This window comes from uncultured Frigoribacterium sp. (genome assembly GCF_963515265.1).
GTDB lineage: Bacteria > Actinomycetota > Actinomycetes > Actinomycetales > Microbacteriaceae > Frigoribacterium.
In genome coordinates this window covers 1-26,278 of record NZ_CAUPYL010000020.1, presented here as the reverse complement: position 1 = coordinate 26,278, position 26,278 = coordinate 1, and the positions used below count along the sequence as shown (strand labels likewise).

Below are 26,278 nucleotides of genomic sequence, written 5' to 3'. Positions count from 1 at the left end.
CCCCCGCCCCCCCCCGGCGGGCCCCCGCCCGGCCCCCCGGGGGGGGGCCCCCCCCCCCCGCCCCCCCCCCCCCCCCCGGGGGGGGGGGGCCCCCCCCCCCACTACGGGGTGTTCCGGCGACGAGGAGGTTCCGGCTCGGGCCACTCCCACTCCGGGAGCAGGGTGCGCAGCGGTGCCGTCCTGCCCTGACCGAGGACGATCGTGGCGTCGATGTTGGACGGGTCGATCTGCCGGATGAACTCGCGGCACCGGCCGCAGGGAGGCAGCACGGTCAGGCGCTCGTCGTCGTCCTGCCAGACGGCCACGATGCGGGCGATCGCGTACTCGCCGCTCGTGACCATGGAGGCGACGGCCGCGTGCTCGGCACAGAAGCCCGTGCCCGAACCGGTGTCGATGCACACGCCCGCGTGGATCGCGCCCGTGGTCGTCTCGAGCGCAGCCGCGACGTCGCCGAAGAGGCGGTCGCCCGCGCGGTGCGGGTTGATCGTGCCGCGAGCCACCTCGATGAGGTCGTCATGATCCGTCATCGCCCCAGGATAGGCAGAGCCGGCCTCTGACCATCCGCGGACCGGGCAGGCGCTGCTGCGGAGACCGGGCCGGCGACCGCGGATGCGGGAGGATCGAGACCATGGACACGGACACGGTGGCGACGACGCCTCGACTGACGCTGCGCCTCCATCGCGCGAGCGATCTGGACCGGCTCGTGGCGATCCACTCCCGGGCGGACGTCGCGAGGTACCTCCTCCAGGAGCCGTGGACCGTCGAGCACGGGAAGGCACAGCTCGAGCGACGCCTGCCCCGGACCGACCTGGCCGAGCCCGTCGGGGCGCTCGCCCTCGTGGTCGAGCGGGAGGGCCTCCTCGTCGGCACGGTCTCGCTCTGGCGCACGGAGCACGAGCGGCGCACCGTCGAGATCGGCTGGACGCTCGACCCTGCGCACGGAGGCGCCGGCTACGCGACCGAGGCGGTCGCGGCCGGTCTGCGACTCGCGTTCGGACAGGACGACGTCCACCGCGTCACGGCGCAGCTGGACGCCCGCAACGCGGCGTCCGAGCGCCTCGCCACCCGCGTGGGCATGCGGCAGGAGGCGCACCACCGGCAGGACTTCTGGAGCAAGGGCGAGGGGACGGACACCCTGGTCTTCGCGGTGCTGGCGGACGAACGCCGTCCGAGGCAGGCGCTCGATCGGCGGCCCGACTGACCGGACCACGACCCTGGCGGGACGCAGACGCAGACGCGGACGCGGGCAGGAGAAGGAGCGACCGCCCCTCAGGCCGGCAGACGGAGCGCGCCGGTGTAGTCGCGTCCGTCAGGGCGAGCCGACGCGAAGAGCCGCAGGTCGGCATGGTCGCCTCGACAGACGGCGGCGGCCATCCTGTGGGCGCGCGCGGCGCTCACGAGCGGTGACCGACGGCCCTCCTCCGTGCGGACCGCCGCGAGGTCCGCCGCCAACCGGTCGTGATGTCCCGCGGCGGCCTCGAGGCTCCCGCCGGACGACAGGGTGATGCTCGCCGCGAGGCCGAGCTGGGACTGCAGCACCGCGACCGCCTCGTCGTCGCGGTTGTCTGCGTGGAGATCACCGACCAACAGACTGAGAACGCGGATGCGAGTCCACGCCGTGAGCACCGACGTCTCGTCGACGGGGTAGCGCTCGACCAGGCTGGTGATGCGATCGAGGAGCACGTCGGTCATGGGCCGATCCTCGCACGCCGCCGGCCGAGGCTCAGGAACACGGGGGACGGCCCGTCGCCCCCGGGCCGCGATCGCCTCCTGACCGGAGTGTGCTGAGAGGATGACCGCATGACGGATCACCTCGGACGAAGCCTCGAGCACCTCATGACCATGTACCCGGTCGACGAGTCCTCTCGCCAGACAGCCTGGGCCCGGACCACCGCGCTGAGCGAGCTGGTCCGGATCCTCCGGACGAACGAGCCGACCGACGTGGGGGTAGACACGCTCGAGGCCCAGCTGAGACTGGCGGCGATCATCACCCGCGACTGCGACGGCGACCTCGAGGACGCTGCCGCGCACCACGATCGGCTGGCGTCCGACATCACCGCGGTGCAGCCGGACGCCGACCCCTGGTCCCCCGTGCGGAACGCCGCACGCGCCCACCGGATGGCCGCTGCGATCTGCCGTGGCGACCACTCCGACCTGCGGCTCTTCGCCTCCCCCCGGAAGGACGGGATCGACCGCACCCCGGCACTCCGGCTGCCGTCTGCCGAGGGGTGACCGCCGGCCCCCGCGCGCCGCAGCGGTCCGCCGCTCCGTCAGCACCCGCCGTGCTCGGCCGACGACGTCACGATCGCTCAGGACGGACGCTGTCGGACGTCCCGCCCGCAGCGGGGCGGTCCGGCGAGAAGCGATCACCCGAGGCAGGGCTGTAGGCGTACCAGCGGCCACCACCCAGTCTCTCCGTCAAGGCTCGAGCCTCCTCGGCCTGCCGCTCTGCTCGCACGTGCAGGGCCTTCGCCGCCCTGGGGTTGGTCGGCGGCTCCGCAGACCTGAAGACCTGGCGCCACTCGACCATCAGGTGCACTTCCACGCCGCGCCCGAGCTCGTCGGCGACCCGCCCGGCCAAGGCACCGCCGGTGACGGCGAACTCGTGCTCGTCCTCAGGCGCGTGCGACGGGACGTCCGGATCGAGGCGCGACCGGTGGAACGCGTCCCATGCTCGGAGATCGTCCTGGAGTCCCGGCGACAAGCGGGCATCGTCGAGATCGACCGCACCGCCGGACCAGAGCACCGTGCCCGCGTGATCGGGGAACATCCGCACGATCAGGCGGCCGTCTCGTGAACGCTCGGTCATCCCGAGACCGTAACGTGCCCGCCGGACGACGCCCAGGAGTTCCCGGCCGGTGCCGGGGAGGCGCGGTCCAGGCCGGACCGGCACCGCGCCTCCTGCGGACCGATCGTCAGCCCGCGGTCTCGTCGCCCGGGTTGCGCACCCCGGTCGCGTTCGCGGCACGGGCCACGGCAGCCGCCGGGTCGTCGACGTCGATGATCGGGATGGCGCTCGTCACGGCCTCGAGGCCGGACAGTCGTGCGGGCGACAGCACCTTCTGCACCTGCTCCTCGCTCATCAGGCCGGCCGCGACGACGAGCCGGGCGATGGGCGCGTTCGTCGTGAGCGCGGTGTGCGCGATCGCGGCGGCGGCCGAGTAGCCGATGTACGGGGTCAGCGCGGTGACGCTGCCGACGTTCGTCTCGACCTGCTGCGTGAGCCGGGCGCGGTTCGCCTCGATGCCGTCGACGCAGTTGACCCGCAGGGTGCGGCACGCGTAGGTCATCCACTGGAGGCTCTGCATCACCGAGTGCGTGATGACGGGCTCGAACGCGTTGAGCTGCAGCTGGCCCGCCTCCGCCGCCATCGTCACCGTCACGTCGGCGCCGGCGACCGAGAACGCGACCTGGTTCACGACCTCAGGGATCACGGGGTTCACCTTGCCCGGCATGATCGACGAACCGGCCTGGCGGGGCGGCAGCGTGATCTCGCCGATGCCGGCCTGTGGGCCCGACGACAGCAGGCGCAGGTCGTTGCAGATCTTCGACAGCTTGATCGCGCTGCGCTTGAGCGCCCCGCTCAGGGTCATGAAGACGCCGGTGTCGCTCGTCGCCTCGATCAGGTCGGGAGCCGTGACGAGCTCCATGCCCGACAGCTCGCTGAGGTGCCGGCGCACGGCGTCCGCGTACTGCGGGTCGGCCGTGATGCCGGTGCCGATCGCCGTGGCGCCGAGGTTGATCTCGCCGAGCAGCGGGATGACGTCCCGGAGGCGCTGGACGTCCTCGCCGAGGGTGTGCGCGAAGCCGACGAACTCCTGGCCGAGCGTCATCGGCACGGCGTCCTGCAGCTGGGTGCGGCCGACCTTGAGCACGTCGTGGAACTCGGCCCCCTTGGTCGCGAAGGCCGTGGCCAGCAGGTCGAGCTCGTCGAGGAGGCGGCGGAGCGTCAGGACCATCCCGATCTTCACCGAGGTCGGGTACGTGTCGTTCGTGCTCTGGCTGCGGTTGACGTCGTCGATCGGGTGCAGGTGCGCGTAGTCGCCCTTGGCGTGGCCCATCAGCTCGAGGGCCCGGTTCGCGATGACCTCGTTGCTGTTCATGTTCGTGCTCGTGCCCGCGCCTCCCTGGATCACCCCGACGGCGAACTCGTCGTGCAGCGCTCCCCCGCGGATCTCGACGCAGGCCTGCTCGATGGCGTCGGCCTTGTGGCGCTCGAGCACCCCGATCTCGACGTTCGCCCGCGCGGCGGCCTGCTTGACGAGCGCGAGCGCGATCACGAGGTCGGGGTAGACCGAGATGGGACGCTGGCTGATCGGGAAGTTCTCGAGCGCCCGTGCCGTGTGGATCCCCCAGTAGGCGTCGGCCGGGACCTCGCGGCTGCCCAGCGAGTCGCTCTCGGTGCGCGTGCTCGGGCCAGCGGAACGACGCCCGCGCACCGCCGGCAGCTCGCCGGTCTGGTCGGCGGGTCGCTCGCCGGGACGCCCGTCGAGGTCGTCGGTGCCGGCACCGTGCTGGTCGTCGGTGCGGGTGCTGTCGGTCGTCACGGTGTCGTGCCTCCGTCGTCGTCGTCGTTCGCCGCCACGACCTCGTGAGCCGTGACGGTCGGCCGACGCCGAGCCTACCGAGCCGAGGAGGCGCGGGCCGGGCCGAGCGCACATCGTCGACAGGTGTCGACCACCGTCCCGAACCGTGGGAAGCTTCTCGACGCCGCCCGAGTTGCAGCCTCTGCACCGATGTGGCCCCGCAGGACCGCAGCGCCGCGTGCCGCCCCCACCCGACCGCCGCCCCCGGGCCGCCAGCCGAGAAGACGCATGACCACGACGACGCACGACGACGCCCGCCCCGACGCCCCCGAGGGCGACCCTGCTCCCGGAGGCGCCTCGTCGCTCACCCCGGCCGAGCGGCGGCGCCTGACCCGGACACCCGACCCGCGCGTCGTCACCGCGGTCCTGGCCTTCTCGGGCCTCGTCGCGGCCCTGATGCAGATGCTCGTGATCCCCATCGTGCCGTCGTTCCCGGAGCTGCTCGACGCCGACCCCGCCGACACGACCTGGATCATCACCGCGACCCTGCTCGCCGGCGCCGTCGTCACCCCGATCGCCGGTCGACTCGGCGACCTGATGGGCAAGCGCCGGATCGTGCTCGCCCTGGTCGTCGTGATGATCGTCGGGTCGATCGTCGCCGCCTCCACGTCCGAGCTCGTTCCGCTGATCGTCGGTCGTGCGCTGCAGGGAACCGCGCTCGGCATCATCCCGCTGGCGATCAGCATCCTCCGCGACACCCTGCCCGCCGAGCGCCTCGGCGGAGCCGTCGCCCTCGTCAGCGCCACCCTCGGCTTCGGCGGCGCGGTCGGCCTTCCCCTCAGCGCCTGGATCTCGGTCACCTTCGACTGGCACGTGCTCTTCTGGACCGCCGCCCTGCTCGGCGTCGTCGTCTTCGCGCTCGTGGCCTGGCTCGTGCCCGCCAGCACGCTCCGCACCGAGGGCCGCTTCGACCTGCCGGGAGCGATCGGCCTCGCGATCGGGCTCACCGGCGTGCTGCTCGCCGTCTCGAAGGGCAACGACTGGGGCTGGCTCAGCGCCTCGACCCTCGCCTCCGGCCTGGTGGGCCTGGCCGTGCTCGTGCTGTGGGGCTTCTACCAGCTGCGGGTCAGCAGCCCGCTGGTGGACCTGCGCGTCGCCGTGCGTCCTGCGGTGCTGCTGACGAACCTGGCGTCCGTGGCGCTCGGCTTCGCGCTCTTCGGCAGCAACGTGTCGCTGCCCCAGCTGCTCGAGCTCCCCGCCGAGACGGGCGTGGGCCTCGGCCAGAGCATCATGGTCGCGTCGCTCTGCCTGGCGCCCTCGGGCGTCGTGATGATGCTGATGGCTCCCGTCGCCGCACGGGCCACAGCCCGCTTCGGCGCCCGGATCTGCCTCGTCGTCGGCGGGTCGATCATCGTCGTCAGCTACGCGGTCGCCGCGGTCGCCTTCGACCAGGTCTGGCAGATCGTGCTCGTGTCGGTGCTGATCGGCTTCGGCATCGGGCTCGCGTACGCGGCCATGCCGACGCTGATCATGCACGCCGTGCCCGCCACCGAGACGGCCGCGGCCAACGGCCTCAACACCCTGATGCGCTCGCTCGGCACGACGAGCGCGTCGGCCGTCGTCGGGCTGCTGCTCACCGCCAACTCGATGCCGTTCGCCGGCGGATCGGTGCCGACCGAGGCCGGCTTCCGGCTGACGTTCGTGCTCGGCGGAGCCGTGGCGCTGCTCAGCGTGCTGCTCGCCGTCGCCATCCCGCGCCGTGAGCCCGTGTACGCGGACGCTGCGCTGCCCACCGGGCCGGTGCGCACGCGCTGACCGACCGCCGATCGTCAGCGGTGCAGCGCCGGGACGATCAAGTAGATGCCGTAGAGGACCCCGAGGCCGCAGAGCACGAAGCACGCCCAGCCCGCGACCGTGCGGACGGCACTGCGGTCGTCGACCGTGAGGAGGCGGAGGCCCAGCGAGTAGACAGTCACCAACGCCGCGGCGGAGAACAGCGACACCAGGGCGACGGTGACGAAGGCGGACCAGTCGATGCTCATCGGGTCGTCCCGTCGTCGTTGCGGTCGGTGCGGTCGGCACGGTCGCCGCGGTCGGCGGTCGTCGTCGCCACGGGCGGGTCGTCCAACCGGACGAAGGGCGCCTCCACTCCCCCGGCGGGCGTGTCGACGCGGCCCTTCTTCTCGGCGCGGCGAGCACGGCGGCGCGACAGCACGCTCGTCGCGGCGACGTCGACCTCCATCGCCGCCGAGTGATCGTGCGGGCGGCGACGGGAGAGCAGCAAGATGCCCCCGATCACCGCGACGCCGACGACGGCGTCGACCACGAGCCCGACGAGACCCGCCGAGGCGACGAAGGCCGCGACGGCGCCGACGGCCGCGCTCGCGGGCAGCGTGATGAACCAGGCGGCGACGATCTTGCCAGCGGTGCTCCACTGGATCTTGGCGCCGCGGCGTCCGAGCCCGGCACCGATGATCGAGCCGCTCGCGACCTGCGTCGTCGAGAGCGCGAAGCCGAGGTGGCTCGACGCCAGCACGGTGGCCGTGGTCGACGCCTCGGCGGAGAAGCCCTGGGTCGGCTTGACCTCCGTGAGGCCGCCTCCCATGGTCTGGATGATCCGCCAGCCGCCCGTGTAGGTGCCGAGCGCGATCGCGAGCGCGCACACCACGACGACCCAGAGGGGCGGGCCGGAACCGGCTCCGAGGGCGCCCGACGCGATCAGCGTCAGGGTGATGACGCCCATCGTCTTCTGGGCGTCGTTCGTGCCGTGCGCGAGCGCGACCAGCGACGACGTGAAGATCTGGCCGTAGCGGAAGCCGCCCCGCTCGCTCTTGTCGTCGCGGCGACGCGTGATCCGGTAGGCGAGCCGGGTGGCCGCGTACCCGACGAGCCCCGCGATCAGCGGAGCCAGCAGCGCGGGCAGCACGACCTTCGAGAGCACGACCGAGAAGTCGACCGAGCTGAGGCCGGCACCGACGACGGCCGCGCCGATCAGGCCGCCGAAGAGCGCGTGAGACGAGCTCGACGGCAGGCCGCGCAGCCAGGTGAACATGTTCCAGACGACCGCGCCGATCAGCCCGGCGAAGATCATCTCGGGCGAGATCTGCACCCCGCCGTCGCCCTCGCGGATGATGCCGCCCGAGACCGTCTTCGCGACCTCGGTGCTGAGGAAGGCGCCGACGAGGTTGAGCACGGCGGCCACCGTCACCGCGACCTTCGGCTTCATCGCCCCCGTCGCGATCGGGGTCGCCATGGCGTTGGCCGTGTCGTGGAACCCGTTGGTGAAGTCGAAGAAGAGGGCCAGGACGATGACCAGGACGACGATGAGCGTGAGATCCACCGGGCAACACTCGCACCCCGGTGAACGGCGGTCAACTCGGAGGTGCACGGCACGCAACGAGGAGGTGGACGGCTGGTGTCCGAGGACGACGAACGCGGCGTCCGGCACGCCCGCGCCGCGCTCGCTGCACGCGGCGCCGTCCGACTCCGCTCAGACGTGCGGCACGAACTCCTGCCAGGCACGGCGGCGGTCGCCCCGCGGGTCCTCCTCGACCCGGTCGACGTCGTCGATGACGAGCGTGCGGCGGTGCTCGGGCTCGTAGGTCGGCCAGTCGGCGACCGCCCCAGTGAGGACGAACTCGACCCAGCGCGCGCGCATGCGGGAGGCCGTGCGGAGGAACGCGCGACGACCGCCCAACAGGCTCATCGCCCAGCCGAACGGCGTGCGCATCCGGTCGTAGAGCGCCCAGAGCTCCAGTCCGTGGAACGCGTCCACCCCGGCGACGCGGAGGATGCGCGGCGCGGCGTCGAAGCGGTAGAAGCGCACCGGCTGGTGGCGCGCGTGGCGCTCGGCGACCTTCACCGACGGGAACCAGAACGCGTAGTCCCCGCCGAAGTCGAGCGCCGCCGGGCGGTCGGGCAGCCCGGGGTAGAGCTTCTTGATCGCCTTGCGGGACGGCTTGGCGGTCGCGGCGAAGATCGCGCGGATGCGCGGCTTGGTCGTCGCGAGGATGTCCCGCCGTCCCGTGAAGACCGAGCCCTCGCGGTCGTTCGTCCCGATGATCAGGGGCACCGGGTGGGCCCGGCCGGCCTTGAAGGCGTCGAGGGGCCGTTCCGGCAGCACGTCGCCGTCGATCACCGGGCAGAAGCAGATCGTGCCCGGCTCCTCGTCCGGGGTGCGGAGCTGCAGCTCGGCCGCCGCCCGAACGATCGAGGCGACCGGCGCCTCCTCGAGCATCCGTGCCGCGTCGTCGAGCGACGTCGACTCGAGGTCGTCGTCGCCGACCTGGTGGCTCAGCAGCTCGAGGAACTCGGCCGCCCAGCGCCGGGTCACCTCAGGCAGGTAGACCGCGTTCGTCGGCGAGCTCTGAGCGATGGCCCGGGCGAAGAGGCCGCGCGCCGAGGGCACCGTCATCAGCGTCGTCACCGCGTTGCCGCCCGAGCTCTCGCCCGAGAGCGTGACTGCGCCGGGGTCTCCCCCGAACGCCGCCACGTTGGCGTGGACCCACTCGAGCGCCGCGACCTGGTCGCGGAGCCCCAGGTTCGACTCGACCGGGCGCTCGGGCGTCGACCAGTGGGAGAGGTCGAGCCAGCCGAGCGCGCCCAGCCGGTAGTTGATGCTGACGTAGACGATTCCCGAGTCGCGCACCAGCGTCTCGCCCTGCCTCGGGTACTCGCGCGACGAGCCGACGCTGTACGCGCCTCCGTGGACGTAGACGAGCACCGGGAGGCGGTCGCCCGGCCGGGAGGCGCGGGGCGCGACGACGTTGACGGTGAGGCAGTCCTCGTCGAGCGGGGTGCGGCGGTCGACGCCGACGAACTGCCCTCTGTCCTGCGGGGCTGCCGGTCCGAAGTCCGCGGCGTCGCGGACGCCCGACCAGGGAGCGGCCGGGGCCGGGGCCTGGAAGCGGCGAGCGCCGGTGGGAGCCGCCGCGTACGGGATGCCGCGCCAGGCGAGCACGCCCCGCTCGCGCACCCCGCGGACGAGGCCGCCGGCGGTCTCGCGCAGCAGGGGGTCGTCGTCGGCGGTCCGGGTCACGACCCGACTCTACGAGGCGCGGGCGGGCACCGCGGGCCCCCGTCGCGCACCGCCCGCCCACCGGTCGCCCACCCGACGACCGTCGTTCATCCGGAGTTCTCCGAGGCGCCGCCTGAGAGACTGGCGAACGACTTCACACACTGCAGATCTGCACCGACGGAACGGGGACTCACGCCGCATGGAACTCGCCGAAGTGCTGATCATCCTCTCGGGCTCCCTCCTCGTCACCGGCTTCGCGCGCTGGAAGGGCCTGCCTGCACCGCTGCTCACGGTCGCCGTCGCTCTCGCCGTGTCGTTCCTCCCCGGGGTGCCCGACATCCAGATCGACAGCGAGGTCATCCTCACGGTCGTGCTGCCGCCGCTGCTCTACTCGGCGTCGCTCGACGTGTCGCTGCTGAACTTCCGCGAGAGCCGCGTGCAGATCCAGCGGCTCGGCATCGGCGCGGTCGTCGTCACCGCGTTCGTCGTGGGCGGGGTCGCCTACGTGCTGATCCCCGACATGACGTGGCCGGCCGCCGTGCTCGTCGGCGCCGTCGTCGCCCCGCCCGACGCCGTGTCCGCCGCGGCGATCGGCCGCAAGCTCGGCCTGCCCCGCAAGGTGATGACCGTGCTCTCGGGCGAGAGCCTGATCAACGACGCGGCGTCGCTGACCCTGGTGAAGGTGTTCCTCGCGATCGTGGGGGGCGCCTCCCTGACGCTGTGGGAGGACCTCGGCATCTTCGGCCTAGCAATCGGGGTGGGCGTCGCGGTCGGCCTCGTGCTCGGCTTCGTCGCGCACCGCGTGCGGATGCGCATCGACGACCCCGTCATCGAGAACGTGATCGGGCTGCTGCTGCCGTTCATCGCCTACATCACGGCCGAGGAGCTGAGCGGCTCCGGCGTGCTCGCCGTGGTCGCCGCCGGCCTCTACGTGGGCTTCAACTCGCCCCGCACCGGCTACGCGACCCGCCTGCAGGAGCGCCCGTTCTGGGCTGCGGCGGACGTGCTGCTCGAGGGCTTCGTCTTCGCCCTGATCGGGCTGCAGCTGCGGACCGTCGTCCAGGAGGTGGCCGCCAGCGACCGAGGACTCGGCCAGAGCGTCGGGGTCGCCTTCGTCGTCCTCGCGGTGGTGGTGCTGGTCCGGCCCGCATTCGTCTTCGCCAGCTACTACGCGGCCCGCGTGCTGCGCTACCTGCTGTTGTCGCGCCTCCTGCGGGGCATGCGCCGCGTGCCGGCGCTGCGACGTGTGCGCTACCACCCGCAGCCGCGGCTGGACTGGCGGCAGCTGACGGTCATCTCGTGGACGGGCATGCGCGGGGTTGTGACGCTCGCCGCCGTCGTGTCGATCCCCGCCGTGACCGAGAGCGGGGTGCCCGTGCCCGCGCGCGACACGATGTTCCTGATCGCGTTCGTGGTGACCGTGGGCACGCTGCTGCTGCAGGGGCTGACGCTGCCTGCCGTGATCCGCCGGCTCGGCGTGCAGGACACGAGCCAGCGAGACCGCGACCTCGCCGCCCAGCTCGCGCTCTTCGCGACGAGCACCGCCGAGACGCTCGAGCACGTCGAGGCGCGGCGGGCGGCCTGGACGGCGCAGTACGGGCCTGAGCTGACCGAGCGGGCGATCCAGGCGGCGACGGCACGGCTGGTGCGACAGAACGACGCCCTCCAGCGCGGCGCCGTCGAGGACGCCTCCGACCGCACCGTCACGGGCGCCGAGCGCGACCGCCGACGCGAGGTGCCGCGGGCGATCAGCAAGATCCGGCGCGAGCTGCTCGACAAGCGGCGCGAGGTGGTGCTCCGCGAACGGGACGCGGGTGCCCTCGACGAGGAGGTCATGCGCCACGTGCTGCTCGGCATCGACGCGGAGGAGCTCGCCATGGACACCAACGCGATGTCGAGCACCCGGTCGTGAGGCCGGGCGTATCGTGACGGTGAGCCAGGAGGAGCACGCGTGACGTCGACGAAGCCCGAGCCGGGGCGCTTCCGCCGCTGGTACTCGACCTTGCACCCGTCGCTGCAGCTGATCGGCCTGCAGCTCTGGCTGCCGCTGTTCTTCATCGTCGGCTTCTGCCTCTGCTACATCGCCGCGTTCCACGCCCCGCACCCGCACGACGTGCCGATCGCGGTCGTCGGGTCGTCGTCGGAGCTGCAGCAGGCGCTGGACGAGGCGGACCCCGGCGTGTTCGTCGTCCGCGGCGAGACCACCGTCGAGGAGGCGCGCGAGGCCGTCCGCACCGGTCACGCGGCCGTCGCCTGGGACCCGGCCGACTCGACCATCTACAAGGCGAGCGCGCACCAGTACCAGGTGTCGGCGCTGATCCCCGCGATGCTCACGCCGGTGCTCGAGGCCGGAGGCGCGACCCCCGTCGTCCAGGACCTCGCGCCCCTGCCCGCCTACGACGAGTACGGCACGGTGTCGCTCTACCTCATGCTCGCCTGGTGCATCGGCGGCTACATGGTCGCGATGTTCATCGGCCTGATGGGCGCGCCGCTGCGGCACCGCACCCGGGTGTCGGTGATCGTCGTCGGCGCGCTGCTGATCTCGCTCATCACGAACACCCTCGCCGGACCGGTGATCGGCGCGGTGCAGGGGCACTGGGGCGAGCTGGTGCTGCTCGGCTGGGCCTGGATCACGGCCATCGGCCTCACGGTGAACGGGATCAGCTACTTCGCGGGGCGCTTCGTGGCCCTGCCCGCGATGATCGTGTTCGTCTTCCTGTCGATGCCCGCATCGGGCGGCGCCTACCCCTCGTGGTTCATGCCGCAGCCCTTCGCCTGGCTGAACGCCGTTGTGGTCGGCAGCGGCATCACCGAGATGCTCAAGCGCGTGCTCTACGACGTCGGGCCGGGCTACGGCCGCGGCCTGACGATGCTGGTCAGCTACGCCGTCGCCGGCGTCGTCCTGATGATCGTCGGCAAGGCGTGGTGGGAGCGGCGGCGCATCCGCCGCATCGTCACGGGCCGCACGACGATGTTCGCCGACGCCCAGGCCGCGAACCGCGAGTTCCTCATCAGCGAGCGCGACGACGTGCTCGCGCGGCACGGGCTCGTCGCGACCGACACGGGCAGCATCGACACGGTCCCCGAGGACGAGCGGCTGCGGTACGAGGCGGGCGCGGACGACAGCTCGGACGTCGACGGCGACGTGCACGGCGACATGTTCCTCGGGGCTCCGGGCGGGCTCGAGGACACGGGGCTCGACACGCGTCCGGTGCGCGTGGTGCCACGACGGGACGAGGACGGCGGCCGGTCGCGCTAGCCGTCTCCCGCCGGCCGAGGACGACGACGGGCCCGTGTGCAGTGCACACGGGCCCGTGTCGCGGTCGGCCGTCGATCGCCTGGTCAGCGGCTCCCGGCAGCGACCGCGGCCGCTTCACGCCTGGCGAGCAGGGCCTGTTCGGCGGCCCGGTCCGAGTGCGCGAAGCGGACGGCGACGACCGCGAAGCGCGTGAGCACCGCGGCGGTGCCGATCAGGGAGAGTGCGAGTCCCGTGCTCCCCAGCACGGCGCCCACGACGATCGCGGCAACGGCCACGGCCCACCCGAGGGCCACCACCCATCGCGGTGTCGTCAGGGACATCTCGGCCCACCGCCGCGTGCCACCCGTCGTGCGTGTCGCACGGATGGTGACCGCCTGGTGTCCGCTCATGTCGCACTCTCTCCTGATCGTGTTGATCTGTCACCCGAATGACTCGTCTCGATCGACTGTAGGGATCGCGCCCGGAGCGTGCGTCCCCCTCTTGCGGGGGCACCCGAGAGGGGGCAGAACGCGCCGGAGTCCTCCGTTCTGCGGACAGGGCGGGCCCTCAGGAGGCGCGCAACGGCCGGTCGGAGACCACCGTCGCGAGGTCGTCGCCGAAGGTGAACTCGTGCGCCACGTGTCCCCCGACGAGCACGTCGGGCAGCCACTGCCGAGCGTCGTCCCACATCTCGTCGAGGGGCAGGTCGACCACGTCGTGCCAGACGGGAACGAGCTCGTCGCTCTCGGTCGGCTCGCCCTGCCAGCGGGTCGTCACGAAGACGGACGAGCGCTGGCTCCACGACTCGCGGTGGGGGAAGAGGTAGAGCAGCTCGCCCCGGGGGTCGAGGTCGGCAGGGTCGACCGTCACGCCCGCCTCCTCGGCGACCTCGCGGACGGCGGCCTCGACGGCCGTCTCGCCCGGCTCGAGCTTGCCGCCGAGGCCGACGTGGTAGCCGACGCCGAGGCCGGTCTTCTTGCGGCCGAGCAGCACCTGGGCGACCCCGTCGTGCTCCCGGAGCAGGTACGTGACGCAGACGCGGTAGGGCATGCCGCCCAGGGTAGCGACCGGCGGCCCGGCACCGAGCAGGACCGCGGCACCGGGACGCGGGAGGCGCGCGACCAGCACCGAGGAGGCGTCCAGGGACGCCCCGCGTAGGGTCGTCGTCATGTCCGAGACGCCCGACGCACCCCGCGGCGGCGTGCCGGAGTTCCGCGGTGCCGGCCGGAGCCTCGAGGTGCTGCGGGCCGAGGCGCACGACGAGCTGGCCGCCCTGATCGAGCTGCGCTGCCGGGGCGGCGAGGACCCGTGGGACGTCGTCCCGTCGCTGCCGACCGTCGACGAGCAGGTCGTGATCGGCATCCGCGCCGACGCCCGGGGCGTCGAGGGCGTGCCCGTCGCGGGCGGGCTCGGGGCCGAGGACGAGCTGAGGTTCCTCCGCGGGGTCGCGCTCTGGCACTCGGAGCTGTCGCGGGCCGTCTGGTCGCTGATGGGGCGGATCGACGCGGCGTCCCACTGAGGCGACGGCGGCGTCCGGGATGGCGACCTCCGGGCGTCTCGTCCGCGGCGTCGCCGTGTCGGGGGTCGCGGCTAGCGTGGCCGCATGATCTGGAGCGACGTCCTCACCGTCACCCTCGGCGCGTTCCTCGGCGCCGGGGCGGCCTTCGCCTCGAACCTGCTCGTGCGGCTCCTCGAGTCGCGTCGGTCCGAGGCCTCGGCCCTCAACGAGCTCGTGACCGAGATCCACTTCCGGCGGGTGCTCCGGCGCATCTCCGCGACGCGCAGCCCCGACGCCGCGACCCGCGATCCCGGCTGGCAGCACGCACGGCGGTCGATCGGCGCGCTGCGGGGCGTGATCCGCGCGGCACGTCGGCGCACGCGGCCGCGCTCGGCCGCGTTGCCCGTGCTCAACGAGATGACGCTGGCGTGCAACACGTTCCTCGACGACAGCGAGGACGCGCCCGACCTGTACCGCCTGCACCTCATGCAGCTGCACGCGCGGCTCAACGAGAGCGTGCGACGCCTCCGCGACCCGCGCCGGGCCATCGCCGACCTCGAGCCGGGCGAGGCGCACCTCGCCCCGACCGTCGCGGGGCTGCGGGCCCCGACGACCCTGCTGGCGGACGACGGACTGCAGCCCGGAGGCGCGGGTACCGTCGCCCGCATGACCAGCGACGCGCACGCCGACCAGCCAGCCCCTGCCGACCTGCCCGACCCCGCAGACCTGCCCGACCCCGCAGCCGTGCCCGACGACGACCTCGACGGCCTCGCCACGCTGCCGGGCGTGCGCACCGCCGGCGGCGCCGAGAAGGCCGGCACCCCGGAGGAGGCGGCCGAGATCCGTCGACAGGAGGCCGCACCCGGCCCCGCCGACAGCCACGTGGCGTCCGACGAGTACCCGGACGTCCCCGGGCAGGACGGCCTCACGGGGTCCGACCGCGGGGTCTGAGGCGTGAGCCGGAGCACGACGCGACAGCCTGGATAGGCTGGTCGGATGGCCTCCCTCACCCCTCCCCGCGCCCCGCAGAAGCCCGTCGTCCGCAGCCACCACGGCCACGACGTCGTCGACGCCTATGAGTGGCTGCGCGACAAGGAGGACCCCGAGGTGATCGCCCACCTCGAGGCCGAGAACGCGTACACGGCCGAGCAGACCGACCACCTGGCCGCCCTGCGCGACACGATCTTCGAGGAGATCAAGGGCCGCGTGCAGGAGACCGACCTCGGCGTCCCCGTGCGCGAGGGCTCGTGGTGGTACTACTCGCGCACGGCGGAGGGGAAGCAGTACGGCATCCACTGCCGTGCGCCGATCTCCGGGCCGGACGACTGGACTCCCCCGGCGATCGCCGCGGACCGACCCGCCGAGGGCGAGCAGGTGCTGCTCGACGGCAACGTCGAGGCCGAGGGGCACGACTTCTTCTCGCTCGGCAGCTTCGACGTCTCGGCTGACGGCACCCGCCTCGCCTGGGCCGTCGACACGACGGGCGACGAGCGCTACCTGCTGCGCGTCCGCGACCTCGAGACCGGTCGCGACCTCGACGACCGCGTCGAGGACACCGCTCCCGGCGCCGTGTTCGACGCGACCGGCGAGTGGATCTTCTACCCCACCGTCGACGAGGCGTGGCGGCCAGACACCATCTGGCGGCACCGCGTCGGGACGACGGGCGACGACGTCGTCGTGATGACCGAGCCCGACGAGCGCTACTGGATCGGCGTCGGCCTCACCCGCAGCCGCCAGTACCTGCTGATCGAGATGGGCTCGAAGATCACGAGCGAGACCTGGCTGCTGGACGCGACCCACCCGACCGGCGAGTTCCGGGTGGTCTGGCCCCGCCGTGAGGGCGTCGAGTACGAGGTGGAGCACGCCGTGATCGCGGGCAGCGACCGCCTCCTCGTCGTCCACAACGACGGTGCCGAGAACTTCGAGCTCGTCGACGTGCCGGCCGACGACCCGACCTCGACGACCGACCGCCAGGTCGTCGTGCCGCACAGCGCCTCCATCCGGCTCGAGTCGGTCGACGCCTTCGCCGGGCACCTCGTCGTCGAGTACCGCCGCGAGGCGCTGCCGCGCTTCTCGGTCGTCCCCCTGGGTCCTGACGGCATCGGCGAGCCGGTCGAGGTCGAGTTCGACGAGCCGCTGTTCTCGGCAGGGGCCTCAGGCGGGCCCGAGTTCGCCCAGCCGACCGTGCGGTTCGTCCACACCTCGTTCACGACGCCCTCGACCGTCGTCGACCTCGACGTCCGCAACGGCGAGCGCCGTGTGCTCAAGCGCCAGGTCGTGCTCGGCGACTACGACCCTGCCGACTACCAGCAGGCCCGCGAGTGGGCGACGGCTGCCGACGGCACGCGCATCCCGATCTCGCTCGTCTGGCGTCGGGACGCCGTCCGCGTCGGCGAGCCCGCTCCCCTGCACCTCTACGGCTACGGCTCGTACGAGCACAGCATCGACCCGGGCTTCAGCGTCGCCCGCCTCTCGATGCTCGACCGTGGCGTGGTCTTCGCGGTCGCGCACGTGCGCGGCGGCGGCGAGATGGGACGCGCCTGGTACGAGCAGGGCAAGACCCTGTCGAAGAAGAACACCTTCACCGACTTCGTCGACGTCGCGGACCACCTCATCGCCGAGGGACGCACGAGCCCCGAGCTGCTGGTGGCCGAGGGCGGCAGCGCGGGCGGCCTGCTGATGGGTGCCGTGGCGAACATCGCACCGGAGCGCTTCGCCGGGATCGTCGCGGCCGTGCCGTTCGTCGACGCCCTGACGAGCATCCTCGACCCGTCGCTGCCCCTCACCGTGATCGAGTGGGACGAGTGGGGCGACCCCCTGCACGACCCCGAGGTCTACGAGTACATGGCGAGCTACACGCCGTACGAGAACGTGCGCGAGGGGGCGACGTACCCGCGCATCCTCGCGGTCACCTCTCTGAACGACACCCGCGTGCTCTACGTCGAGCCCGCGAAGTGGACGGCACGGCTGCGCGACGTCGGAGCTCCCGTGCTGCTCAAGACCGAGATGTCGGCCGGCCACGGCGGCGTGAGCGGGCGCTACGAGTCGTGGCGCGAGCGGGCCTTCGAGCTCGCCTGGCTGCTCGACGTGCTCGGCCGCGCCTAGGCCGACGTGGGGCACCTCGCGCAGGACCCGGTCGCGCTCGACCATGTCGGGCTCGACCACGTCGCGCTGCTGCGCGGGATCAACGTCGGGACGGCGAAGCGCGTGCCGATGGTCGAGCTGCGGGCAGCCGCCGAGGACCTGGGTCACGAGCGACCGGCAACGCTGCTGAACAGCGGCAACCTCGTGTTCTCGGCCGATCGTCCGCTCGGGGCCGAGGACGCCGGCGCCCTGCGGGCAGCCGTCCGGGAGCGCACGGGCGTCGACGCCGAGCTGGTCGTGCTCGGCGGCGACGCGTTCGCGCGGATCGCGGCGGCGAACCCGCTGCGCGACGGGTCGCGTGAGGCGAAGCTGCTGTCGGTCGCGTTCGCCCAGGCGGGGCGTCCCGTGGTCGAGGAGGCGCCTCCTGCGTCCGACCTCGCCCCCGAGCTGATGGTCGTGACGGGCGAGGCGGTCTACCAGTGGCTGCCCGACGGCGTCCTCGCCAGTCGCGTGCCCGCCGCGTGGTGGCGGTCGCTCGCCGTGCCGGTCACGGCACGGAACGACGCGACGGTGCGCAAGATCGAGGCGCTGCTCGCCTCACGGCGAGTCGCCTCCTCCTGAGGCCCGCCCCCGCCTCCTGACTTCGAGGGCGGGTCAGAGTCGTCGAGGGCGGGTCAGAGTCGTCGAGGGCGGGTCAGAGTCGTCGAGGGCGGGTCCGCGGCGACCCGCCCCCCGACGCAGGCGACCCGCCCTCGACGGGTTCAGGCGGACTCGGCGCCGAGGCCTCGGGCGAGCTTCGAGCGCGACGTCGACGGGGCCGCGCCCGCGGCGAGGAGGCGCGCCTCGATCGCGTCGAGCAGGGCGTCTCCCGACGGGCCGTCGACGCCGGGGGCGAGCTCCGCCTCCCACTCGCGCCAGCGTCGGACGGCGGGCTCGGCGCCGTCTCGACCCGGCACGGTCGCCGTGACGACGTCGTCGGCGAGCTCGGCCAGCGCGGCGCCCTCCGCGTCGAGGAGCGTCGTCGCCGTGCGCGTCGTCTCGAGCACGACCACGGGCGCGACCGACCGGTCGCCGAGCTGCTCCGCGACCCGGGCGAGCAGCTCGGCGGGGACTCCCTCGTCCTCAGAGCCGAGGGGCGCGTGCACCTCGCGCCTGCCCCGGGTGCTGCCGTCGGGCTCACCCGCTGTCGCGCCGGCCGCCGAGTGGTCGGTTCCGGTCGTTGCCGGGGCATCCGAGGACATCTCCTGACCACTCGAGGCCGAACCAGAGGCAGAAGCCGGGGCGGAAGCCGGGAGCTTGAGGTGCCAGCCCTCGTCGTGGCCTCCCGTCCGGCGGCGCAGCGTGATGCGCGAGCCCAGCAGGAGAAGATCCTCCGTGTCGTGGTAGACGGCCCGGAGGTGCGCGGGGGCGGAGCGCTCGACGCGCGCGACCTCGTGGACGGGGCCGGCGCCTCCTGCGAGGTCCGGGTGATCCGCGACGCCGTCGAGGTCGGGGACGACCGCCTCGTCGTCGACGTCGTACTTGCGCTCGATCTCGGTCTGCTCGCTGGTGCTCATGGAGACCGTTCTAACGCACCGGCCTCCGGACGGCCTCCTCCTCGAGCCCGGCGGGTCAAGACCGGCCAGCCTCCGGACCCGCCGGTCTCTCGACCTGCCCACGGGCGTAGGGTCGGGGAATGAGCGACGTCGCGCCGACCCTTGCCGGATGGATGGCGCGACAGCGCTGGTACGCCACGAAGGGCAGCACGCCCGCGATCCGGGTGATCGGCTCGTTCGAGGCCGATCTCGACGGCGTCCTGGCGATGACGCTGCTCGTGATCGACGAGGCGCCCGAGCTGCCCGTGCTGTACCAGGTGCCCGTGGTCGCACGCCGCACCCCGCTGCCCGGCGGCGACGCGGCGTTCATCGGCTCGGCCGACGACCTGTACCTCTACGACGCCCCGCACGACCCTGCGTACGCGCGTCACCTCTTCGAGCTGATGTCGAGCCGTGCCCACGTGGAGGGGTCCGACGTCGTCGTCGACGGCACGCCGCTGGTCGAGGCCGGGCGGGTGCGGCGGTCGCGCGTGCTGAAGGGCGAGCAGTCGAACACGTCGATCATCTACGACCTCGAGGGCGGGCCCGTCGAGCACGCCATCGCGAAGGTGTTCCGGGTGCTGCACCACGGCGACAACCCGGACGTGACGACCCAGGCCGCGCTGACCGAGGGCGGCTCGACCAGGGTGCCGACGACGTTCGGCTCGCTTCACGCCACCTGGCCCGACCCGGGCCGCGACCACGGCGAGGCGCGCGGCCACCTCGCCTTCTCGCAGGAGTTCCTCGCCGGAGCCGAGGACGCCTGGCGCGTCGCGCTCGACGCGGCCTCCGCCGGCCAGGACTTCACGACGTCCGCCCGCGAGCTCGGCACCGCCGTCGCCGAGGTGCACGCCACCCTCGCCGACCAGCTCGGCACGGTCGACGCCGACGCCTCGGCCGTCAGCGAGGCCCTCACGAGCATGCGGCGCCGCATCTCGATCGCGGCGCGCGAGGTGCCCGAGATCGCGGAGCACGAGGAGGCGGTCCTCGCCGTCTACGACGCGGCCGAGTCGCTGACGTGGCCGCGCCTCCAGCGGATCCACGGCGACCTGCACCTCGGCCAGGCGCTCCAGTCGCCCAGCCGCGGCTGGACCCTGCTCGACTTCGAGGGCGAGCCGCTCCGGCCGATGCCCGAGCGCTCGCGCGCCGATCTCGTGCTGCGCGACGTCGCCGGCATGCTGCGCTCGTTCGACTACGTCGCAGGGTCGCTCGCACAGCAGTCTCCCCCGGTCGACGCGGCAGCCTGGGCGCACGACTCGCGCGTCGCCTTCGTCGACGGGTACATCGCCTCCTCGGGGGTCGACGTGCGCGCCCAGCGGGCCCTGCTCGACGCGTTCGAGATCGACAAGGCCGTCTACGAGGCCATCTACGAGAAGCGGAACCGGCCGGACTGGATCGGCATCCCCGTCGCCGCGGTCGCCCGGCTCGTCGCGCGCTCGGGTCGCCGCGCGGGCTGAGGCCCGCACCGCGCCTCCTCCTCGCTTCCCCTCCTCCTCCTTTCCCCTCCTTCTCTTCCTCAGAAGTCGGCGGGTCGCAGTTGCTGCGGGCGGGTCGCGGTGACTCGCGGCGGGTCGCCGTCGTCCCCGGCGGGTGGGCGCTGACCCGCCACCGGCTACGGGAACCCGCCGACATCACCAGAACCCGTGCACGTTGTGCCTCGCGAAGCCGGCGGGTCGCCGTCGTCCCCGGCGGGTCGCACGTGCCTGCGGCGGGTCGCGGTCGTCCCCGGCGGATGGGCGCTGACCCGCCACCGGCTACGGGAACCCGCCGACATGCTCACACCGGGCGCAGCGCGCGGCAGACAGCAGCAGCCGCAGCGAGCGGGCACCACGCCGCAGGCGGTGTGGACGGCCAGCAGGCGGGAGACCGCAGCGGGACTGCAGGAGGCGCGGCGCCGGTCCTCGGGACCGATGCCGCGCCTCCTCCTGCGGCGGGGCCGCAGCCCCCTACGGCCGCGGCACGTTGCGCAGGTTGGAGCGCGCCATGGAGACGACCTCGCCCGCGCCTCCGTTCATGACGATCTTCGACATCGCCAGCGAGAAGCCCTTGACCTGGGCCCCCGTGATCGCGGGAGGCAGCGAGAGCGCCTGCGGGTCGGTCGCGATGTCGATCAGCGCCGGTCCGTCGTGCTCGAACACGGCCTCGAAGCCGTCGCGGAGGTCGCCCGGCTGGTCGACGTGCACCGCGTGGATGCCGATCGACCGCGCGACAGCGGCGTAGTCGACGTAGGGCACGTCGACGCCGAAGTCCGGGTAGCCGTCGACGAGCATCTCGAGCTTGACGAGGCCGAGGGTCGAGTTGTTGAAGACGACGATCTTCACGGGGATCTCGTACATCTTCGCCGTGATCAGCTCGCCCATCAGCATCGAGAGCCCGCCGTCGCCCGACATCGAGACGACCTGGCGGCCGGGGAACGCGAGCTGCGCTCCGAGCGCGTGCGGCAGGGCGTTCGCCATCGAGCCGTGCAGGTACGAGCCGAACACGCGACGGCCGGCGGTGGGCGTGATGTACCGGGCAGCCCAGACGTTCGCCATGCCCGTGTCGGCCGTGAAGATCGCGTCGTCGGCGGCGATCTCGTCGAGGATCGACGCCGCGTACTCGGGGTGGATCGGGACGAGCTTCTCGGCCCTCTTCGTGTACGCGCCGACGACGCTACCCATCAGCTTCTCGTGCTTCTTGAGCGTCTTGTCGAGGAACCGACGGCTCTTCTTGGGCTTCACCAGCGGCTGCAGCATGCGCAGGGTCGGCAGCACGGCGCCGTGCACCGGCACGTGGACCGTCGCGCGACGACCGATCACGGCGGCCTCGACGTCGACCTGGGCGATCGTCACCTGGTCGCCGTCGGGCAGGAACTGCGGGTAGGGGAAGTCGGTGCCGAGCAGCACGAGCAGGTCGGCGTCGTGGATGCCCGCGTGCGCGGCCCCGTAGCCGAGCAGGCCCGTCATGCCGACGTCGTAGGGGTTGTCGTGCTGGATGACGTCCTTGCCGCGCAGGCTGTGACCGATCGGGGCCCCGACGACGCCGGCCAGCTCGATGATCTCGTCGTGGGCGCCGCGACCGCCCTCGCCCACGAAGAACGCGACGGTGCCGGCCGCGTTGATCGCGTCGGCGAGGGCCTGCACGTCCTCCTGCGCGGGGACGAGCTCGGGGGCGCGGGTCGTGAGGTGAGGCGGCGTGGCACCCTGCGCCTCCAGCTCGGCGACGTCTCCGGGCAGCGTCACGACGCTGACGCCGTGGCCGGCCACGGCGTGCCGGATGGCGGAGGCGACGACCGACGGCGACTGGACGGCCGTCGAGATCATCTCCGAGTAGCCCGAGCACTCGACGAAGAGCCGGTCGGGGTGCGTCTCCTGGAAGTAGTCCGAGCCGATCATCGCGCTGGGGATGTGGCTCGCGATCGCGAGCACCTTGGCGCGGCTGCGGTGGGCGTCGTAGAGGCCGTTGATGAGGTGCAGGTTGCCGGGGCCGCACGAGCCGGCGCAGACGGCGAGCTCGCCGCTCATCTGCGCGTCGCCGGACGCCATGAAGGCCGCCGCCTCCTCGTTGCGCACGTGGATCCAGTCGATGCCGCCCTTCGCCGAGCCGCCGGTACGGCGGACCGCGTCGACGACCGGGTTCAGGCTGTCGCCGACGATCCCGTAGATGCGCCGGACCCCGGCGGCGACGAGCTGGGCGATGATCTGGTCGGCGACGGTGTCTGCCACGGTGTGTCCTCCTCGTGTCGTTCCTCCCAGCCAACTCCCCGTCCCTCACCGCCGACCGGGCATAGCCTGTGCCCATGACCGACACCGCCACCTCCTACGTCCCCGAAGCCGGCTCCATCACGATGTTCAGCACGTCGTGGTGCGGCTACTGCGCCCGCCTGAAGCAGCAGCTCGGCAAGCAGGGCATCGGCTTCACCGAGGTCAACATCGAGGAGGTCGCGGGCACCGCCGAGATCGTCGAGAGCGTCAACGGCGGCAACCAGACGGTGCCGACCGTGATCTTCCCCGACGGCTCGACCGCGACGAACCCGTCGCTCGCCGACGTCAAGGCGAAGCTCGGGCTGTAGTGCCAGCAGGCACACTGGTGCCTGCGACACGAGAACGCCCCGCCCCTCCCCCCGGAGGCGCGGGGCGTTCTCGTACGCCAGGTCGCGTCAGCTCTGCGGTGCGGCCGCGAAGAACTCGATCTGGTTGCCGTCGGGGTCCTTGACCATCAGGGTGGTGCCGAAGTCGGGGTCCTCGAGGTCGGACTCGATGCCGACCGACGCGGCGTGCTCCTGCCAGGCGACGACGGCGTCGCGGTCGGCCACGGCGAAGCCGATGTGGTCGAGGCCGGGCACCGTCGGGTCGAAGGGCACCGCCTTGCCCGCGGTGTAGGCGGTCACGCCGAGGATCTGGCCGTTGCCGACCGAGAAGAGGCGGCGGTCGAGGCCGTCCAGCACGATCTGCCCGACGGGCGGCGCGCCGAGCAGCGACTCGTAGAACGCGAGGCTCGCGTCGAGGTCGGACACGGTGATGGCGACGTGGGCGTAGCCCTGGATCTCGGGCATGGGGTGCTCCTTCGGGTGCGTGCGTGTGGTCACCCGACCCAACTCCCGCCTCCTGGGAGGCGTCCCTCGACGGCGGGCGAGTTCGTCGCAGCCGGGCTGCCATGACGGCCCTGGACCGACGAACTCGCCCGCTGTGACGTCCGATGCCGTGAGCAGGGGCGGCGCGGCGGCAGCTACTCGGCGAGGGCCTCCGTGAGGAGGGCGACGAGCGCGCTGAGCTGGATGTCGGTCGAGTCGACCACCTCGCTGTCGTCGCCGTCGAGAGCGCGCGCCGCGAGGCCCGCCTTGCTGTCGATCAGCTCGGCGATCTTCGTGTCGATGGTCTGGGCGGCGATGATGCGCCAGGCGGTGACGGGTTCTTCCTGGCCGATGCGGTGCACGCGGTCGATGGCCTGCGTCTGCTCGGCGTCCGTCCACGACAGCTCGGCGAGCACGACGTTCGACGCGACCTGCAGGTTGAGCCCGACGCCGGCCGCCGTGAGCGAGCAGACGACGACCTCGACCTCGGGGTCGTCCACGAACGCGTCGATCTGGCGCTGGCGGACGGCCGGCGTCTGGTCTCCGCGGATCGACGAGTACTTGATGCCGCGCTTGGCGAAGGTCTGCTCGGCGACGTCCATGACGTCGATGTGCTTGGCGAAGAAGACGACCTTGCCGACGTTGCGGGCGAGCTGGGCCGTGTAGTCCGCGGCGAGCCCGGCCTTGGCCTGGCCGATGCGGCGCACCATGCTGAAGACGTTCTCGCCGTTCTTCGCGGTGGTCGTGTCCTCGAGCTCCCACTTCGCGACCTGGCGCACCAGATCGTGGTCGACCCCCTCGACCCGGACGCCGGAGGTGCGGGCCGCGAGCGCGGACCGGTACCGGGAGACGAGACGGCGGGCCAGCTCGCGCTCGGCCTCGCGGATCGAGCGGCCGGCCTCGTCGTCGAGCTCGACGGGGAGGTCGGCGATGCGGCGGGCCGGGATGTCCGCGGCGACGTCGACCTTGCGGCGCCGGACGATGCCGAGGTCGATGACGATCTCGCGGGCGGACGAGAAGAAGCCGGGATCGGCCGGCGTGAGGCCCGCCTCCTCCAGTTGTTCCATGAGCTCGGCGGCGGGCTTCTTGTCGCCGATCCAGCCGAGGAACTCCCAGATCGCCCGGAAGTCCTCGATGTCGTTGATCAGCGGCGTGCCGGTGAGCGCCATCAGCAGGGGGTGCGCCGTGCGCGAGCGGATGCGCTCCGACAGCTGCAGCACGTGCCGCGAGCGCTGCGACTCCTTGTTCTTGATGAAGTGCGCCTCGTCGACGATCATGCCCTTGAAGCCGAGGTCGCCCAGCCAGCCGACGTGGCGGTCGAGCACCTCGTAGTTGACGATCACCACGTCGGCGAAGGCGTCGAGGGTGTCGCCGTCGCCGTGGATCACGGTGGCCGTGCGGGTCGGCGTCCAGAGCTGGACCTCGCGGGCCCAGTTGGTCTTGACGACGTTGGGCACGACGACGAGCAGCGGGTAGGCGCCTGCCGCCTGCGCGGCGAGCAGCGACTGGGCCGTCTTGCCGAGGCCGGGCTCGTCGGCGAGCAGGTAGGTGCGGTGGCCCTGGCGGGCGGACTCGACGAGCTGCGCCTGGTGGTGCATCAGCGTCGCGCCGGCCGGGGCGTCGACCGTGGTCGGCTCGGGGAGCGGCATGCACGCGGACCCGCCGCCGGCGCCGTACTCGAACGACTTGAAGAGCGGGCCGAAGAGCTCCCAGTTGGCGAGGCGCACCGGGTGCACCTCGCGGGTGACCTCGGCGAGCGAGAAGTCCGGCGGCAGGAACGGGTTGGCGAGCTGACGCGAGACGACCGACTGCGGCACGACCTGGCGCTCGGAGACGGGCGCGACCGGCGCGGCCTCGCGCACGACGACCTGCTCCTCGGGCGCGAGCTCCATGCCTGCCGACATCTGCATGTCGCGCTTGAGGGTCTTGGCGCTCTCGGACACGACCGCGTCCTCCCCGAGCAGGGCGATGAGCGACGTGTCGCGGGCGGCGGTCTTCGCGAGGATCTGCGCGACGCCGTCGAGGCGCTTCATCTGCTCGGCGCGCTCGGAGTCGCTGATCGCCTTGTCGACCTTGACGCGGGCCCGCTCCTCGCGCATCAGCAGCGCGATGACCTGGAACTTCGTGCGACTGGAGGGCTTCACCTGCCCACGCTGGGCGGCGGCCTCCACCTCGCGCACGGCACGGGCGAGGACGGGGATGAGCCCGTCGTTGTCCACCTCGCGGCGGCGGTGCTTCTGGGGGGCGGTGCGGGTGCCGCCCTGCTGACGCTGGCCTGGTCGAGCCAAGGCTCCTCCTCGTGGTCGACGCGACGGTCGACGATGCTGTGTCGTCGAGCGACGACGGGTGGTGCTGCGGTGCGGCGCTCCGGCCCGGGGGCCGGCCCCGGCTCTCGTCTGCCCCGACCCTCGCCTGCCCCGACGCGACGGACCGCCGCGGTGCGGACACCGGGGCGAGACGAGACACGACCGGACGACTTCGGGTCGGACGGCGGGAAGGCACGGACGGACGGAACCAGCCTCAGACGCGAGGTGCGGAGGAGGCGCGGTGCCGGCGACACGTCACCGGGCCCGTGCACACCTGGCCGACACGGACCTGGCTGACACAGACCTGGCCGACACGGACCTGCGAGGCGGACGAGCCGCCGCCGGTCGTGTCGGACCCACCGTGTCGGACGACGACACGGACGGTGCTGCACGCTACTTTACGCGCTCACGCACCCGCGACGCCACCGGGCGCCGCCGTGTCGCGGTCGGCGGGGCCCGGCCAGCCGCCGAGGGCACCGGCCG

At 72.8% G+C, this 26,278-nt stretch carries 24 protein-coding genes; 11 read left to right on the top strand and 13 right to left on the bottom strand.

The genetic code is table 11. The annotated features are described in order from the left end of the window. Positions 1 to 101: 101 nt before the first annotated feature. Positions 102 to 527 carry a cytidine deaminase gene (locus RWM17_RS03945; protein WP_314101571.1) on the bottom strand — a complete coding sequence of 142 codons (426 nt, stop codon included), beginning with the start codon at positions 525 to 527 and terminating at the stop codon, positions 102 to 104. Positions 528 to 628: 101 nt separating this feature from the next. Between RWM17_RS03945 and RWM17_RS03940 the strand changes: the two genes are divergently transcribed. Further along, positions 629 to 1,201 carry a GNAT family N-acetyltransferase gene (locus RWM17_RS03940; protein ID WP_314101568.1) on the top strand — a complete coding sequence of 191 codons (573 nt, stop codon included), beginning with the start codon at positions 629 to 631 and terminating at the stop codon, positions 1,199 to 1,201. 68 nt (positions 1,202 to 1,269) lie between these two features. On the opposite strand, the gene RWM17_RS03935 is transcribed toward RWM17_RS03940, so the two are convergent. Beyond that, positions 1,270 to 1,692 (bottom strand): hypothetical protein, encoded by a 423-nt coding sequence (locus tag RWM17_RS03935; protein WP_314101566.1) that lies wholly within the window; start codon positions 1,690 to 1,692, stop codon positions 1,270 to 1,272. Between the two features lie 108 nt (positions 1,693 to 1,800). Between RWM17_RS03935 and RWM17_RS03930 the strand changes: the two genes are divergently transcribed. Further along, complete coding sequence (locus RWM17_RS03930) at positions 1,801 to 2,232, top strand: hypothetical protein (RefSeq protein WP_314101564.1); 432 nt, start codon at positions 1,801 to 1,803, stop codon at positions 2,230 to 2,232. A gap of 67 nt (positions 2,233 to 2,299) precedes the next feature. Here RWM17_RS03930 and RWM17_RS03925 read toward each other — a convergent pair whose 3' ends face one another. Together RWM17_RS03925 and RWM17_RS03920 are read right to left on the bottom strand one after the other, a co-directional pair. Next, positions 2,300 to 2,809 (bottom strand): hypothetical protein, encoded by a 510-nt coding sequence (locus RWM17_RS03925; RefSeq protein WP_314101562.1) that lies wholly within the window; start codon positions 2,807 to 2,809, stop codon positions 2,300 to 2,302. A 106-nt stretch (positions 2,810 to 2,915) separates the two neighbouring features. Next, positions 2,916 to 4,448: an aspartate ammonia-lyase gene (locus RWM17_RS03920; protein ID WP_399540044.1), complete on the bottom strand. Its 1,533-nt coding sequence runs from the start codon at positions 4,446 to 4,448 to the stop codon at positions 2,916 to 2,918. Between the two features lie 366 nt (positions 4,449 to 4,814). On the opposite strand from RWM17_RS03920, the gene RWM17_RS03915 reads away from it, so the two are divergent. Further along, entirely contained in the window at positions 4,815 to 6,341 is a 1,527-nt protein-coding gene (locus RWM17_RS03915) for an MFS transporter (protein ID WP_314101555.1), read from the top strand. Positions 6,342 to 6,355: 14 nt separating this feature from the next. Here the strand turns inward: RWM17_RS03915 and RWM17_RS03910 are convergent, their stop codons facing one another. From RWM17_RS03910 to RWM17_RS03900, 3 genes are all read right to left on the bottom strand, one after another. Beyond that, positions 6,356 to 6,568: a hypothetical protein gene (locus tag RWM17_RS03910; protein ID WP_314101552.1), complete on the bottom strand. Its 213-nt coding sequence runs from the start codon at positions 6,566 to 6,568 to the stop codon at positions 6,356 to 6,358. Then, on the bottom strand, positions 6,565 to 7,866 hold the full coding sequence (locus RWM17_RS03905) for an anion permease (RefSeq protein ID WP_314101551.1): 1,302 nt from the start codon (positions 7,864 to 7,866) through the stop codon (positions 6,565 to 6,567). Before RWM17_RS03905 ends, RWM17_RS03910 begins: the two co-directional genes overlap by 4 nt. A gap of 150 nt (positions 7,867 to 8,016) precedes the next feature. Then, the gene (locus tag RWM17_RS03900; RefSeq protein WP_314101550.1) at positions 8,017 to 9,564 is read right to left on the bottom strand and encodes a carboxylesterase/lipase family protein; all 1,548 of its coding nucleotides are present in this window, start codon (positions 9,562 to 9,564) and stop codon (positions 8,017 to 8,019) included. A 178-nt stretch (positions 9,565 to 9,742) separates the two neighbouring features. On the opposite strand from RWM17_RS03900, the gene RWM17_RS03895 reads away from it, so the two are divergent. Further along, positions 9,743 to 11,455: a sodium:proton antiporter gene (locus RWM17_RS03895; protein ID WP_314101548.1), complete on the top strand. Its 1,713-nt coding sequence runs from the start codon at positions 9,743 to 9,745 to the stop codon at positions 11,453 to 11,455. Positions 11,456 to 11,494: 39 nt separating this feature from the next. Then, a complete protein-coding gene (locus tag RWM17_RS03890; RefSeq protein WP_314101545.1) occupies positions 11,495 to 12,802 on the top strand; it encodes an ABC transporter permease in 1,308 nt (435 codons plus the stop codon). Between the two features lie 83 nt (positions 12,803 to 12,885). On the opposite strand, the gene RWM17_RS03885 is transcribed toward RWM17_RS03890, so the two are convergent. After that, entirely contained in the window at positions 12,886 to 13,077 is a 192-nt protein-coding gene (locus RWM17_RS03885; RefSeq protein ID WP_314101544.1) for a hypothetical protein, read from the bottom strand. Between the two features lie 271 nt (positions 13,078 to 13,348). Continuing rightward, positions 13,349 to 13,951, bottom strand: a complete 603-nt coding sequence (locus RWM17_RS03880) for an 8-oxo-dGTP diphosphatase (RefSeq protein WP_314101542.1) — start codon at positions 13,949 to 13,951, stop codon at positions 13,349 to 13,351. Here RWM17_RS03880 and RWM17_RS03875 point away from each other — a divergent pair. The 4 genes from RWM17_RS03875 to RWM17_RS03860 all read left to right on the top strand — a co-directional run bounded on the left by RWM17_RS03875 (position 13,950) and on the right by RWM17_RS03860 (position 17,984). Beyond that, on the top strand, positions 13,950 to 14,300 hold the full coding sequence (locus RWM17_RS03875) for a hypothetical protein (protein ID WP_314101541.1): 351 nt from the start codon (positions 13,950 to 13,952) through the stop codon (positions 14,298 to 14,300). The genes RWM17_RS03880 and RWM17_RS03875 overlap by 2 nt on opposite strands. Before the next feature lie 84 nt (positions 14,301 to 14,384). Beyond that, positions 14,385 to 15,230, top strand: coding sequence for a hypothetical protein (locus tag RWM17_RS03870; protein WP_314101540.1), 846 nt, complete (start codon positions 14,385 to 14,387; stop codon positions 15,228 to 15,230). A gap of 45 nt (positions 15,231 to 15,275) precedes the next feature. Beyond that, complete coding sequence (locus tag RWM17_RS03865) at positions 15,276 to 17,384, top strand: S9 family peptidase (protein WP_314101538.1); 2,109 nt, start codon at positions 15,276 to 15,278, stop codon at positions 17,382 to 17,384. A gap of 6 nt (positions 17,385 to 17,390) precedes the next feature. Beyond that, on the top strand, positions 17,391 to 17,984 hold the full coding sequence (locus RWM17_RS03860; RefSeq protein WP_314101536.1) for a DUF1697 domain-containing protein: 594 nt from the start codon (positions 17,391 to 17,393) through the stop codon (positions 17,982 to 17,984). A gap of 140 nt (positions 17,985 to 18,124) precedes the next feature. Here the strand turns inward: RWM17_RS03860 and RWM17_RS03855 are convergent, their stop codons facing one another. Next, positions 18,125 to 18,919 (bottom strand): CYTH domain-containing protein, encoded by a 795-nt coding sequence (locus RWM17_RS03855; RefSeq protein WP_314101534.1) that lies wholly within the window; start codon positions 18,917 to 18,919, stop codon positions 18,125 to 18,127. 119 nt (positions 18,920 to 19,038) lie between these two features. Here RWM17_RS03855 and RWM17_RS03850 point away from each other — a divergent pair, with 119 nt between their 5' ends. Continuing rightward, a complete protein-coding gene (locus RWM17_RS03850) occupies positions 19,039 to 20,394 on the top strand; it encodes a maltokinase N-terminal cap-like domain-containing protein (RefSeq protein ID WP_314101532.1) in 1,356 nt (451 codons plus the stop codon). Positions 20,395 to 20,883: 489 nt separating this feature from the next. Here RWM17_RS03850 and RWM17_RS03845 read toward each other — a convergent pair whose 3' ends face one another. Next, on the bottom strand, positions 20,884 to 22,641 hold the full coding sequence (locus RWM17_RS03845; protein WP_314101529.1) for a pyruvate dehydrogenase: 1,758 nt from the start codon (positions 22,639 to 22,641) through the stop codon (positions 20,884 to 20,886). A gap of 74 nt (positions 22,642 to 22,715) precedes the next feature. On the opposite strand from RWM17_RS03845, the gene RWM17_RS03840 reads away from it, so the two are divergent. Continuing rightward, positions 22,716 to 22,988 carry a mycoredoxin gene (locus RWM17_RS03840; protein WP_123548654.1) on the top strand — a complete coding sequence of 91 codons (273 nt, stop codon included), beginning with the start codon at positions 22,716 to 22,718 and terminating at the stop codon, positions 22,986 to 22,988. Between the two features lie 87 nt (positions 22,989 to 23,075). On the opposite strand, the gene RWM17_RS03835 is transcribed toward RWM17_RS03840, so the two are convergent. After that, the gene (locus RWM17_RS03835; protein ID WP_194613479.1) at positions 23,076 to 23,471 is read right to left on the bottom strand and encodes a VOC family protein; all 396 of its coding nucleotides are present in this window, start codon (positions 23,469 to 23,471) and stop codon (positions 23,076 to 23,078) included. A 173-nt stretch (positions 23,472 to 23,644) separates the two neighbouring features. Further along, complete coding sequence (locus tag RWM17_RS03830) at positions 23,645 to 25,777, bottom strand: DEAD/DEAH box helicase (protein WP_314101525.1); 2,133 nt, start codon at positions 25,775 to 25,777, stop codon at positions 23,645 to 23,647. Positions 25,778 to 26,278: the final 501 nt, after the last annotated feature.